Raw genomic sequence first — 14210 nt, 5'->3', positions numbered from 1 at the left:
TTTGGCCAGCGATTATTTTTATGGCGATTTTTAATTTTTATCCTATATATGGTTTGATAATTGCTTTTAAGAGATATACAGTCATCGATAGAATAGATACTGCTCCTTGGGTTGGATTAGACAATTTCAAAATAATTATGAGAGATAGTTTCTTTTGGGATGCCGTTATAAACACTTTAGGAATCAGTTTTATGAAGCTATTTCTAGGGTTTGGTGTTCCAATTGTATTAGCGATCATGATTTATGAAATGAGAGATGGTAAGTTTAAAAAAATAGTTCAAACAATTTCATATATGCCATATTTCTTGTCCTGGATAGTACTGGGGGGAATGTTAATTAACTGGTTATCCACAACGGGACTGCTAAATAATATTTTATCGGGATTAGGTTTTCAAATAAAAAATGAAAACTATTTACTAACAGCAAGAAATTATTGGTGGATTGCAGTTTTATCAGATATATGGAAAAATGCTGGCTGGGGAACAATTCTCTATTTAGCTACCTTGGCCAAGATTGATCCATCATATTATGAAGCAGCTGAAATTGATGGGGCAACACGTATGCAACAAATTAAACATATTACACTTCCATCGTTAAAAAATATTATAGTATTAAATCTTATTTTATCAGTTAGTGGATTATTAGGGTCAAATCTCGATCAAACAATGGTACTTATGAATAGTCAAAACCAACCAAAAGCTGAAGTAATTAACTCCTATGTTTATAGAATGGGGATTGCTCAGGGAGACTTTTCATATGCAACTGCTGTTGGTTTAGGAGTATCATTGATTTCAGTTATTCTTCTGGTTACATCTAACCAAATAACTAAAAAAATTAATGATAATCAATCGGTGCTTTAGGAGGATGACTATTGAATAGAAAAGTTATGAAAAAAGATAAGGATAGTTTATGGTTTGATATTATTAATGTCATTGTCTTATCTATTTTTACATTAACGATTGTAGTGCCTTTATGGAACATTCTAGTTTCTTCATTTGCATCCAGTCAAGCATTGGCAAGAGGAAATTATGTCTTTTTTCCTCAGGAATGGTCTATAAATAATTATATCTCTGTTTTTAATGATAAAACTATCTGGAATGCTTTTGCTATTTCCGTTTTAAAAACAGTTATTGGTGTCATAACACATGTGTTTTTCTGCGCTATGATGGCATATGCAATGAGTAAAAATGATTTAAAAGGTAGAAAATTTTATTCTGCAATGGGAATCACCACAATGTTTTTTTCAGGAGGTATGATTCCTACCTATTTACTATTTAGACAATTAGGACTATTAAATTCTTTTTGGGTATATATTATTCCAGCCTTATTAAGTTATTATGATGTGATAATTTTAATGAACTTTTTCCGAAATGTACCGGATTCATTAGAAGAATCAGCAAAAATTGATGGTGCTGGATATTGGCGTATATTTTTAAGTATTATGTTGCCATTATCAAAACCAGCATTAGCTACGATAGCATTATTTAATGGTGTCAACCAGTGGAACGATTTTATGACAGCAAAAATATTTATCACAGATAGAGCGTTATACCCATTACAGATGAAGTTATATGAAATTATTGTTCAATCGCAAACTGATACAATTCAAAATATTGGTACAGCGGTTGCTCAAGGCACAACACGGGGTATTCAGTTAGCGACCATTGTTGTAACAACTGTCCCAATACTTATTATTTACCCATTATTACAAAAATATTTTATCTCTGGCATGATGGTCGGAGCAATTAAAGAATAGGAGAATTATTATGAAAAAATGGACTAGTGTCTTGTTATTATCAGCTTTATTAGCCGGTTGTGGTAGTGGTGAAACTGCTAATAAAGACAATAATACAGAGGGTGAGACGGCACGTTATGAATTAAATCCTGATGAACCCGCATGGAAAATAGATAAAAGAGAAGAACCAACAGAATTTACTTGGTATGTAAATGCGGATTGGTGGAATGATTCATGGGGAGAGGATACGGTTACCAAGCAAATTGAAAAAGATTTAAATATTAAAGTTAAATTTATTAAAGGTGACGATACCAGTTTAAATACAATGTTTGCTTCGGAAGATTTAGCTGATTTTGTAACTATATTTGATGCAAGCTCACAGGTCGCGCAACAAGCAAATACTTGGGCATACCCATTGAATGATTTAGCAGAGAAATATGATCCTTATTGGAACAAAGTAGCTTCTGAAGATACTATGAATTGGTTCCAATTATCAGATGGGAAGACTTATGGTTACCCAAGTTACTCAAATTCATCTGAAGATTATGAAGAGGATTTAATACCAGCAAATACGAACTTCATTATTAGAAAAGATGTTTATGAAGCAATCGGTGAGCCCGACTTTGGTACACCGGAAGAATTTGTAGCAGGATTAAAGAAAATCAAAGAAGAGTTTCCAGATTTAATTCCATTTGGATTTAATGCATTGGGTGAAGGAACAGGATCATTAGGTGGTGCATTCCAAGACTTTATCGGCGTTCCTTTAACTACAGAAAATGATGAGTTTTATGATCGAAATTTAGACGAAGATTACTTAACTTGGATGAAAACTTTACGTGAAGCTCATTCTGAAGGGTTAATATCAGACGATAGCTTTACAGATGATGGAACTGCTTTCGAAGAAAAAATTCAGACAGGACGTTATGCCACTGTGTTCGCAGATGGTACTGCCCAAATGTCAGGTTTCCTTCAAGATTGGTACTCAGCGAATCCAGGTTCAGAATATATTGCTATTGATGGACCACAAAGTACTAAAGGTAATGAACCGACAATAAACCAGAGTGGAATCTCAGGTTGGATGATTAATTATATTAATAAAGATGTTAAAGATCCAGCAAAAGCAATTCAATTATTTACATATTTACAAAGTGAGTATGGTGGATTATTAACAACTTTTGGTATTGAAGGTGAAACATTCCAATATGATGCTGATGGTAAGATCGAGTTATTACCAGAAATTCAAGAAATTAAAGATACTGATTCTGAAAGATATAAAAAAGAATATCGTTTAAGTGAATTTATTTTCTTCGGTCATGATAAATATCAGACTTATGCAAGTGAAAAAACAGCAACACCAGCTCTTATTCAATTAAGAGAATGGGGTAAAGGAAAATTAGTACCTCATTTTATTATTGAAAATACTAATCCTACACCTGGTACGCCAGAAGCAAGAAATTTATCTGGAATTAACACTAATTGGAATACAACATTGGTCGGCATGATACGTGCTGGAAGCGAAGATGAATTTGATAAACTAGTTGAAACTTATAAAACATTCCAAAAAAATAACGGCTGGGATGAAATTGTAAAAATCAGAACAGAAAAAATCAAAAACAATAAAGAAAAATTAGGTATGGAATAAGACAAGGATGAGTAAATATGAAAAAGATATTTGATTTAGATGGTACGGTATATAAAACTTTAAGTAAAGGATATATGCTATTGAAATTGAATATCTTTTTCTTTGTTTTTAGTTTACCAATTTTTACTCTAGGTTCATTTATTAATGTTGTGGCAAAACGAATCGATGAAAATGATGACGAATTTACTATTGTGGAAATTATAAGGGATATTATCAATCGAAAAAGAGTTATTAAAATTTGGATGGAAATGTTATTGATGTTGATAATATTGATCGTAATTACTTCGTTCTTACCAAAAGAGCTGCTTTTTGTGTGCTTAATGGTGTTAAGTATTTATTCGTTAATTTGTTTAAATGGTTTGATTGCTGGTGATTTTTCCAAAAACAAAATGGTAGAGATAGTTAGAATCCCTTCGGTTGTTACAATGAAGTATATAGGGATATTTTGTGGAATAGCTATCTTATATATTGTGCCACCTATTATTTTATTTTTTTTACCAAGATTATTGATATTTTGGTTCTTATTTGGAATAAGTTTACCATTTTATATTCATATAAAGATATATAAACATTTAGAGAGAAAATTAATTTTATCAATCAATAAGACTAACTATATGAAGTCAAGTAGAAAACAAAAGAATTTTATGAAAGATAGCAAAAGACAATCTAATAAAAATGAGCATGGCAAATAAGCCTTGAAAAAAGGCAATTTTAAAAATGAAGTTATGTTTGAGGAACAAATTGAGTGTTTGTTTTAAGTAATTTAAATATAACTCTGATTAGCTTTTTAGCAACGTGTGTAAGAGCAACGTAGTGGTGTTTACCTTCCTTTCTCTTTCCCTGATAATAATCTTTAAAGCAAGGATCTCTCATAGCTATTAACCTAGAAGCATTGAGGATAGCCCATCTAAGATAAGGAGAGCCACGTTTAACCATAGAAACACCCGTAGCGATAAATTTTCCAGACTGATGAGTGGTTGGATCAAGGCCAGCAAAAGCTTGTAACTGAGCAGGAGTATCAAATCGATTGATATCAACAATCTCAGCTAAAATAATAGAACCAAGATTGTAAGAAATACCAGGGATAGATAGAATAGGAGAGTTTAATTCAATCATAATATCTTCTATCTTAGCATCTAGTTCATCCATTTTAGAAGAATAGAAATTAATCATATCAATCGTTTGAACAAGCTCAAAACTACTTGCATCAGAACTAGTTCCAATAGAATTGCTCGCAACATTTCTAATTTCTAACGCCTTGTCCTTAGAATATCTTCCTTTAGAATTATCTTTAAGGAGATTAGTAAGCCTAGTAAGATGAGCATTTGCGATTAATTCCTTTGAAGGGAACTCATAAAGAAGGGCCATAGTAGATTTTTGATTAATCGAGTAAACGCAATCCTCAAGCTCTGGAAACACAATCTCAATGATTCTAGCAAGCGAGATTTTGAGCCTAGCTAATTGATCTTTAAGTCTAGAACGATATCTAGTCAGTGACTTAAGCTCCGTAACATGGTAAGATAAATCCAAGTGGGGTTTAGCATCACTGGAAGAAAGCATAAGAGCAATTAACTTAGCATCAATTTTATCAGTTTTAGTCTTTCTAAGCGTATGAGCTTTTCTGAAAAGATTAATTTGCAAAGGATTGAAAACTACTGGGGAGTAGCCATTATCAATCAAAAAATTGATTAAGTTTAAGCTGTAATGACCAGTAGCTTCAAGCCCCACTTTTACATTTTCAGAAGATGTTGGCATAAAAGATAAAAGAAGATTGAAGCCTTCCCTATCATTGGAAAAGGTAAAGACATCTCTAATCACATTCCCATCAGAATCACAAATAAAACAATCATGCTTATCCTTAGCAACATCGATACCAATAAGCAACATAAAAACACATCCTTTAAAATAAATTGGCTGTGGTTATCCACAAAAACTATGTATCGTATCCTTGCACGAGATAAAACGTCTAGCGTTATCTAACTCATAAACAAATAAACATAGAAATGTGGTTGGAGCCTTAATAAAATAGTCTAAGCTATAGGAGTAAGAACCAATCCACAAGCCTATGATTATCATATAGTAAAAAGAAAAAAAGAACACTAATTACTATGTGTTCATTATACAAGGAGTAAATAATGAAAATAATTAGTCACATAACAACTGATGAAAAAAATCAATTCAAAGAAGTTGATTTTAATCAATTACTAAGAAGTAAAAAGACTGATAGTGTTGACATTATTGTAAATAAAAATGTAAGAAATCAAGAAATTGATGGTTTTGGAGCATCATTCACGGACTCATCGGCTTTTTTAATTGATAAATGTTTACCAGAAAATTTAAAAAATAAATTAATGACCGAGTTGTTTGATCCCATAGAGGGGATAGGAATAAGTGCTATTAGAAACCCGATGGGTGCTTCAGATTATGCTAGAACAATCTATAGTTATAATGATCTTAAAGAAGGTGAAATTGATGTTGATCAAAATAACTTTTCTATAAATCATGATTTAGAGAGTATTTTACCTTTAACCAAAAATGCAATAGCAATCAATCCAAATATTAAAATTTTTGCATCGCCATGGAGTGCACCAGGGTGGATGAAGACGTCAGGTGAAATGAGAACGGGGAGTTTAATACCCGATTACTATGAAAGCTATGCTAAATATTTTGTTAAGTTTATTGAGGAGTATCGAAAACATGGAGTTAATATTTACGCAGTTACTCCTCAAAATGAACCGTTGTACGAACCGAAGCATTATCCTTCTATGAAATTTTTAGCTCATGAGGAAGCTAAATTTGTAAGTGAAAATTTAAAACCCGCATTTAATCAAGCGGAAATTCAAACTAAAATCTTAGGATATGACCATAATTGGGACAGAATTGATTATGCATTCGATTTATTTGATTTGGCTGAAGATTCTTTTGATGGTATAGCATGGCATTGGTATGGAGGAAATGCAATTTCACAAACTAGAGTAGAAACGTTCTTCCCTGAAAAAGAAATTCATTTTACAGAAGGTTCCGGTGGAGATTGGATCCCAGGTTTTTCGAAAGCTTTTGAAAATTTAATGAGAACAGGAATTGATATCTTAAGAAATAATTCTCGATCAATGATTCTTTGGAATATGGCCTTAGATGAAGAGAACGGACCTTTTGTGCCTGGATTTGGCGAAAGCACTTGTCGAGGAATAGCAAAAGTATATCAAAAAGAAAATCGTTATGAACTAACACAAGATTATTTTAGCTTAGCACATTTTAGCAAATATATTCAACCAGGAGCATTTAGATTAGAATCTGATGATCATACAAAAGTGAAAAATGTGGCTTTCGAAAATAAAGATGGTTCTCTGGTAATAGTTGTGTTTAATGACGCTAATCAAGAACATTTAGTTAATATCATAGGTTTAGTAGAAGACCCACTTACTTTTAATTTAGGTGCAAAGACAGCGATAACCATCGTTATAAAGAAATAAAGTATTTAGCGACAGAGAATAAACATTATAAAACTATCCAGTTTTTGATTAGAATGTACAGATGTAATAGTTGAGTGGTTTTAATAAGTTCATTGAAAGATGTTTCATAAAGATTGAACGATGCTAGGGTGGGCGGAATTGATGAAAATTATTTCATTTTCTAATTTTTGTCCACTCTCTTTTGTTTGTATTATATCTTGATTAAGATTGGATTGAAAGCGTATAATCATTTTTAGAAGGTTTATTTTTGGAAAAGTTAAAAGATTTATTGAAACAAATGACTTTAGAAGAAAAATTGGTCAAATGACTTAAATTACACCCACTTTTTTCTCAGAAAGTGGAGAAATAACTGGACCAATGTTAGAACTGGGATTAAGTTTAGAACAACTTAATTCGATAGGAACGGTATTAGGAACTCATACGAAAGAAGAAGTCATTAATATTCAGAAAAATTATTTAGAACAAAGTCGTCTGAAATTACCTTTAGTTTTATGGCAGATGTCATTCACGAATATGAAACGATTTTCCCTATTCCATTGGCATTAGCGAGTTCTTTCAATCCGAAATTGGTGAAGAGGATGGCTCATTTATCAGCAAAACTCCCCATAAGTTTACCACGTTCCGTTGGACAAATGCCATTGCATTATAATCACTACTCAACCGGACGACCGTTTAACGAAGAAAATCCAACTATTCGTTATATGTCACGTTATTTAGACGTCATGAAGGACCACTCTATCCTTTTGGACATGGATTAAATTATAGTGAAATAGAACTTACCGAAGCTAATATCGTAGACAAACAAAATAAAATTATCGTGCACTATACTTTAAGTAATAAAAGTGATAGTGATGGGCAAGGAATAGTTCAATTTTATATTCGTGACTGTGTATCGGAAGTGGTACGGCCAGTGAGAGAGTTAAAACATTTTGAAAAAGTCAGTGTGAAAGCGAACGCAATTTACCAGGGAAGCTTTGAAATTACGGTAGATAATTTAGCTTATGTTCATAGTGATTTGACACGATTTACGGATCCTGGAAAATTTGAATTATATTTAGGCTTTGATAGTAATGCACCTAAGTTAGGTGAGTGGGAATACCAAGGTTAATTTAGAAAGGAAGGTCAGAGATGTTTTTAGGTATTGACATTGGAGGAACCTTTATAAAATTTGGTTTAGTAGATGAAGAAGGTAATATTACGCAAAAGGATAAAGTGCCAACACCATTAGAAAAAGAACCCTTTATAGAAACGCTTGTTAAAATTATTAACCAATTTTCAAATGAAGCAGTTGAGGGGATTGGGATTAGTATGCCTGGTGTTATTCGTGAAGATGGGTTCTTGATTACTGCCGGTGCTATTCACAGTATCTTTCAAATTAATTTGATTGATATTTTACATCAATATACAGATTTACCAATCACAGTCGATAATGACGGAAATAGTGTTGCTATAGCTGAAAAATGGTTAGGTAATGCAAAAGACTTGAGCAATTATATTTGTATGGTTCTGGGGACTGGAATTGGTGGAGGTTTTGTTATAAATGACCAGGTTTATCGTGGTTTTAACGGAATGGCTGGTGAGTTTGGTTGGATGATTATGGAACATACACCAGATGTTGGATCAATTGAATTAAATTCGAGTTTGAATTATCATGGTGCGGTAGTTTTAGGGTTGTGCGGTGTTTATAATAGATTGCATAAAGAGCAAGAACCTAATTTTGAAGAAGTGACGGATGCACGTATTATCTTTGAAAATGAAGAAAAAGATCCCTTTGCGAAAAAAGCAATCGAAACATTTTATACTTCTATTTCAAAAGCAATTATCAATCTTGATAGTTTATTTGATCCACAAGCAATCTTAATTGGGGGCGGCATCACCGAAAATCCGGCCTTCTATGAACGATTAATGGAGACGCATGAGAAAATGATTGAGCGCCATGGAAGTTACCACTTTATGGTAGGTAAAACAGCTTGCGATATCAAGTTAGCGAAATTAAAAAATGATGCAGGTTTATTAGGGGCCGTCTATCAAATTAAACAAAAGGTACAACAAGAGCAATCGTAATGACATAATATTTTATCGAATAGCTCCCTTAATTTTTTTGCGATATTTAGAGAGAGTGTTTTATCTAGGGAAAAAGATGCTTAACAAAAATCACCAGTCCTTAGTATATAGCTTTCGAAAAAAATTTTTAATTCAGCTATTCGTAGCTAATTGTAAACTATTCAAAACGGACGGTTTTTTAGCGAAATAGTCAAAAATAGTCTGTGTTTGGGCTTAAAATATTTTGGATTTATGAAAAGACAAAAAAGAGGCTAGGCGTAAACTTGATAAATTTAGTTAAGATTATTATTCATTTATTAATAGCGCAGTGGTTGAGTGGTTTCAAATGGCGTCTCTAGACTTGTTTTGAGGCCTACTCGCCTGTGCGGGGGTAGGCCGACGAAGCGAAAATCGAATGATTTTCAACTTCTTGCCCACTTCCAACACCTCTAGCACAAAAGCAGTTCGAATACAAAACGATAAGAAATAATATAGAGTGAGTTGCTATTACCATCTAACGATAGTAGGTAGCACTCACTCTATTTGAAGTGTGTGTATTCATTTTAGTTTAATATGATAGACAAACCTTAGAATAGAACCTCTTTTACTTTTGGCTGAGTTTGAGCAATAATTTTACCTTCGTGGATATTATATAAGACTTCGCTTCGTTCATTTAAAACATTATAGAAATTATTGTGATTCATAATAATTAAGTTAGCCGGTTTACCTTCTTCAATTCCATAACGGTCGGTAATATTTAAACAGCGAGCAGCATTATGAGTTACAAAGCGATAGGAGTCCATAATTTCTTGATAGCCCATCATATGACCAATATGTAATCCCATATGAATGACTTCTAACATATTACCATCACCTAATGGGTACCAAGGATCGAATAAGTCGTCATGACCAAAAGCAACATTATTACCGTTGGCTAGTAATTCTTTGACTCGCGTCATGCCACGACGTTTTGGATAAGTATCAATTCGCCCTTGTAGATGCGTATTTACAAGTGGATTGGCGATAAAGTTGATTTCAGAAAGACGTAATAAGCGCATTAATTTCGCAACATAGGCATTGTTATAAGAATGCATCGCGGTAGTATGCGATGCTGTTACGCGACCTTTCATGCCTGTTTCTAATGCTAAGGTAGCCAGTACTTCTAAGCCACGCGAAGCTTCATCATCAATCTCATCACAGTGGACGTCCACTAAGACATTATATTTTTGGGCTAATTGCATCATCATCTTAAGTGAAGCAACGCTATATTCACGAGTGAATTCATAATGAGGAATAGCCCCTACGACATCAGCGCCTAATTTTAGAGCTTCTTCTAGTAATTCATAGCCGTTTTTATAGCTTAAAATCCCTTCTTGTGGGAATGCTACGACCTGAATTTCAATAAAGTCTTTTACTTCTTCACGTAGATCGATTAATGCTCTTAGAGCAGTTAAATTAGGGTCCGTCGTATCAACATGAGTTCTGACAAATTGAATACCATTAGCAGCTTGTTTACGAATTGCGCGTCCGGCGCGTTCTTTTACATCTTCATAAGTAAGACTTTGTTTACGTAAAGCCCAAGTCTCAATCCCTTCAAAAAGGGTACCGGACTCATTCCATTTTGGTTCGCCGGCGGTTAAGACGGAATCTAAGTGAATATGCGGTTCAATAAAGGGCGGTAAGGCCAGTTTTCCTGTCGCATCAATAACTTCTTCGTTATCACCAGCATGAAGGTGGTCACTAATTTCTGTAATGATACCATCCATAATACGAATGTCTGTGGCTTTTTCTTGATTTTCGATATGAACATTTTTAATTAACATTTTCCATTACCCCTTTATTTTTGATAAGACGAAATAAACAATACCGGCAACGATTAAACTATTGATGGGTGTAATGCCACTTTGAATCATTAATCCCAAACTAATCCCAATGATAACGGCTATTATCGCATCCCAATTCCATTGACGAGTTGTTTCTACTTCTTGATAGTGCTTGCTATTGATAAAATAATCGATAATAATGACTGCGCCAACGGGTGGAATCATCGAGCCTAATAAACTTAAGTAGGAAACAAAGTTATCGTATAAAAAGATAGCGAATAAAGTAGCCAAGGTTCCTCCAAATAAGGTCATCCATTTCATTGGAAATTTGGTTACATTAGAAATCGATAAACCAGCGGTATACAAGGCATTATTATTGGTAGACCAAATATTAAATCCTAAAGATAAAATGGCAGGAATCGTTAAACCTTGAAAAATTAACACATCAAAGATATCGGGCATATTAAAGGCAGCGGCACCAGTAGCACCAAAGCTGAACATTAAGATATTGCCGATAAAGAATGCAATCACAGTGGAAATAATGGCAGTCGTTCGATTATTAGCAAAGCGGGTAAAATTCGGTGTCGAGGTCCCACCACTAATAAAGTTACCAATAACAATACTTAAAGCAGCGGTTAAAGTAATCGGTTGAGCTGGCGTATCTGAAAATAGCTTCGCTACCCCTCCAACATCATTAATTGAACGATACATCGAATAAAAACCTAAAAGGGTAATTAAAGGAACGGCAATGGAACCGAAAATCGATAAAGCTTTAATTCCTTTCACAGATGTTAAGGTCATCAAGCCACCTATAATTAGTACTAAGACATAAGTGTTGAGACCATATAATTTGGCAACAGGAATCGCAAACATGGCCACACCAACGCCGAACCAACCCATTTGGGTTAAGCCCACTAATAAAGAGGGTAATTTTGAACCAGTATGACCAAATGCTTTTTTGGACAATAAGTCAAAATTCATCCGAGTAGCTTGTCCAATATGTGCGAGGATCCCCGTATAGACAGCTAAAAATAAGTTACCTAATAAAATCGCAATGACAAAGTTACTAAAGTTAAGCCCTAATCCTAATTGACCACCGGCCATCATGGAAGGGGAGAAATAAGTAAAACCAACCATCACCACTAACATTTGCCAGAAATTTTTGTAATTTCCATTGACCTTAGTGAGAGCATACTCCTCATCTTGTGTGGTAAATGCTTGTGCGCCTACAGTCAAATGACTCGGTATTGACGCAACTTCTTGACGTTCCGCAATATTTTGCATAACAAAAAAGCCTCCTATAAAATTATTTAAATCTCTGGATAGAGATCGCATTATTTTATAGCAAGCTAAAAAAATCGTATTCTCTATCTTTCCTATCTCTCGGATAGATTTAAAGATTTATCGTTAACTATTATAACAAAGTTACTTTATTTGTACAGAGTAAATTGACGATTATTTAAAAATGAAATTCCAATGTCCGTCAAGGCACCATGAATACTCTAGTGGCTCGACTAGCGAAAATCTGCCTCCAATCGTTTTCGTCACATGGAATAATCATCAAGGGGTCCTTGAATTATCAAGACAGAGTAGGGATGGAAAGTTTTATAAAGCATCTTCATGAAGGATGGAATAATTAATTATAAAATATTAAATGGAGATCAAATGAAAATCATTCATTTTCGACTTCATGCTAACTCAATTGTGCGAGCGTAGGCAGACGAAGTGAAAATCAAACGATTTTCTGTTTCTAGCCAACGCCTATCGGTGCGGGGATAGATAGACGAAGCGAACATCAAATGATTTTCTACTTCTGTCCAACGCCTATCGGTGCGGAGGTGAACAGATGAAGCGAAAATCATTAAAATTTCTACTTCAGGTCCACTCCCTCCTTTGTTTGTATTTTATTTAAAATTTTAATAAATAAAATTTATTTTAAGCGTTTTTCTTTGCATTTGAAATCAGTTTTACTTTAAGATTAAGGTATAGTAAATAGATTAAGCAAACAAAATTTGGGAGGATGAGACTAATGAGAAAATGGACAAAACTATGGTTAGCGGCAATGACAGTAGTCAGTTTAAATGCCCCTGCCTTAAGCGTCGTAAATGCTGAAACCGCAACAGTTGATGAAACGTCATTTGAAGTGAATGGACAACAATTTGATCTCTACGAATCAATATATCCCCAAGTAGAATTTGAAATTGGCGAGGGTGAAAGTATTCATGATCGAATTATTTTGAATGAAGATACTTTATTTGCATCGGTAGATGATGCTTTATATGTATCAAATCCAGGAAGTAATTTTGAATTTGTTAATGAAATCACTGGAGGCAAAAGTTATCGTGATTTATCTACCTTCGCTTGGTTGTATTTAATTTATGATAATGGCGATATGCAAATCGTCTCGCCAGCTGTGGCTTCTACCGATTTATTAGATACTTTTAGTTTAGAAGAATTAGTCGAAGCACAGTATCAAGACATTAATTTTAAGTTACATGGATCTTACTTGAATCATTATACGGATGATATTTATGAGATGTATCACTATACGAAAAACTTTTCACCACAAATAATTGCGGATGCCTATGCAGACATTCGTCGTGCGGAAATTTTACAAGAACAAGATCCATCTAATCCACGAATTCAAGAAATATTAGATGATATGTACGACTCTTATAATTTATTAGTAGAACGTTATGATATGTCAGTCAGCGAAGACAAAGACCCATACTTTGAATACTTTGAAGGGGTGGAAGAGTCATCTGAACTGGGTGAAAGAGAAAGTGTCATTGTGGAAGCTTTCCATAAATTACCGTTAGACTTCCAACAACGTTTAGCACGTTTTGGTTATATGACACATGCGGATATTAATAATATTATCGATGTCGGCGACTTTGATTTAAGTGCGATGGCGTACCCAGCAAGAGAAATTCACTTCTCTGAAGAATATGAAATTGAACCAGTTATTATCTATCATGAAATGGGGCATATTATTGATTATTCTTCTCGTGTTTATAAAGATCCAGCTTTAGAAGAATATAAGAGTTTCTCAGATTCTGATGAATGGATGAGTATCCATCAAGCAGAGTGGGAGGAAGAAGGTTCTTATTATAATGATCCGTCGGAGTCTTTTGCACAAGGTTTTGCGGCTTACTGGATTAAGAAAATTGAAGGCACGGAAACTAGTGACTATGGCTATGAAAATACCGACATTGCGGACCGTCCTGAGACTGAAGCTTATTTTGAAGACTTATTCGCAAAATTAAATATTGAAGGCTAAAGTTTTAAAAAAATAAAAATGACACCTTACTCTAACGATGAACGAGTAAGGTGTTTTTGTGGCTCTCTACTTTTTGGTGAAATGACTCTGTTCACCCACACGATTTGACAAAGGGCCGATTTTCTATCTTTTGTCCACTCCCGATGCTAGTACTGATCAATAAGAACAATAAGATAATTAATTGGCTCTATGTCAAGTAGTGTTGGTAAATAGT

13 protein-coding genes are annotated in these 14210 nt (G+C 33.9%); 10 read left to right on the top strand and 3 right to left on the bottom strand.

All coding sequences use genetic code 11. The annotated features are described in order from the left end of the window. The 4 genes from HMPREF2811_RS02525 to HMPREF2811_RS02510 all read left to right on the top strand — a co-directional run. The coding region (locus HMPREF2811_RS02525; protein WP_071407959.1) for an ABC transporter permease at window positions 1-860 on the top strand (860 nt) is incomplete at its 5' end. A gap of 26 nt (window positions 861-886) precedes the next feature. Further along, complete coding sequence (locus HMPREF2811_RS02520) at window positions 887-1756, top strand: carbohydrate ABC transporter permease (RefSeq protein ID WP_071407958.1); 870 nt, start codon at window positions 887-889, stop codon at window positions 1754-1756. Window positions 1757-1766: 10 nt separating this feature from the next. Next, on the top strand, window positions 1767-3377 hold the full coding sequence (locus HMPREF2811_RS02515; RefSeq protein WP_071407957.1) for a type 2 periplasmic-binding domain-containing protein: 1611 nt from the start codon (window positions 1767-1769) through the stop codon (window positions 3375-3377). 17 nt (window positions 3378-3394) lie between these two features. Beyond that, window positions 3395-4069, top strand: a complete 675-nt coding sequence (locus tag HMPREF2811_RS02510; RefSeq protein ID WP_071407956.1) for a hypothetical protein — start codon at window positions 3395-3397, stop codon at window positions 4067-4069. A 31-nt stretch (window positions 4070-4100) separates the two neighbouring features. On the opposite strand, the gene HMPREF2811_RS02505 is transcribed toward HMPREF2811_RS02510, so the two are convergent. Further along, window positions 4101-5264: an IS110 family RNA-guided transposase gene (locus tag HMPREF2811_RS02505; protein ID WP_071407955.1), complete on the bottom strand. Its 1164-nt coding sequence runs from the start codon at window positions 5262-5264 to the stop codon at window positions 4101-4103. 248 nt (window positions 5265-5512) lie between these two features. Between HMPREF2811_RS02505 and HMPREF2811_RS02500 the strand changes: the two genes are divergently transcribed. The 5 genes from HMPREF2811_RS02500 (at window position 5513) to HMPREF2811_RS02485 (ending at window position 8914) form a co-directional block, all read left to right on the top strand. Continuing rightward, complete coding sequence (locus HMPREF2811_RS02500) at window positions 5513-6850, top strand: glycoside hydrolase family 30 protein (protein ID WP_071407954.1); 1338 nt, start codon at window positions 5513-5515, stop codon at window positions 6848-6850. 357 nt (window positions 6851-7207) lie between these two features. Continuing rightward, window positions 7208-7396: a hypothetical protein gene (locus HMPREF2811_RS02495; protein WP_071407953.1), complete on the top strand. Its 189-nt coding sequence runs from the start codon at window positions 7208-7210 to the stop codon at window positions 7394-7396. A gap of 32 nt (window positions 7397-7428) precedes the next feature. Further along, window positions 7429-7608, top strand: a complete 180-nt coding sequence (locus tag HMPREF2811_RS11165) for a hypothetical protein (RefSeq protein ID WP_141749235.1) — start codon at window positions 7429-7431, stop codon at window positions 7606-7608. A gap of 59 nt (window positions 7609-7667) precedes the next feature. Next, the gene (locus tag HMPREF2811_RS10990) at window positions 7668-7958 is read left to right on the top strand and encodes a fibronectin type III-like domain-contianing protein (protein WP_168164929.1); all 291 of its coding nucleotides are present in this window, start codon (window positions 7668-7670) and stop codon (window positions 7956-7958) included. 20 nt (window positions 7959-7978) lie between these two features. Beyond that, the gene (locus tag HMPREF2811_RS02485; protein WP_071407951.1) at window positions 7979-8914 is read left to right on the top strand and encodes an ROK family protein; all 936 of its coding nucleotides are present in this window, start codon (window positions 7979-7981) and stop codon (window positions 8912-8914) included. Between the two features lie 566 nt (window positions 8915-9480). On the opposite strand, the gene codA is transcribed toward HMPREF2811_RS02485, so the two are convergent. Together codA and codB are read right to left on the bottom strand one after the other, a co-directional pair. Continuing rightward, window positions 9481-10716, bottom strand: a complete 1236-nt coding sequence (codA, locus tag HMPREF2811_RS02480; RefSeq protein WP_071407950.1) for a cytosine deaminase — start codon at window positions 10714-10716, stop codon at window positions 9481-9483. Between the two features lie 6 nt (window positions 10717-10722). Then, window positions 10723-12000 carry a cytosine permease gene (codB, locus tag HMPREF2811_RS02475; protein ID WP_071407949.1) on the bottom strand — a complete coding sequence of 426 codons (1278 nt, stop codon included), beginning with the start codon at window positions 11998-12000 and terminating at the stop codon, window positions 10723-10725. A gap of 745 nt (window positions 12001-12745) precedes the next feature. Here codB and HMPREF2811_RS02470 point away from each other — a divergent pair. Further along, a complete protein-coding gene (locus HMPREF2811_RS02470) occupies window positions 12746-13996 on the top strand; it encodes a hypothetical protein (RefSeq protein ID WP_071407948.1) in 1251 nt (416 codons plus the stop codon). Window positions 13997-14210: the final 214 nt, after the last annotated feature.

The sequence above is a fragment of the Globicatella sp. HMSC072A10 genome (assembly GCF_001811625.1).
Classification (GTDB): Bacteria; Bacillota; Bacilli; order Lactobacillales; family Aerococcaceae; genus Globicatella; species Globicatella sanguinis.
The sequence above is the reverse complement of the archived record's forward strand: the minus strand, read 5'-3'. Positions and strand labels throughout refer to the sequence as shown.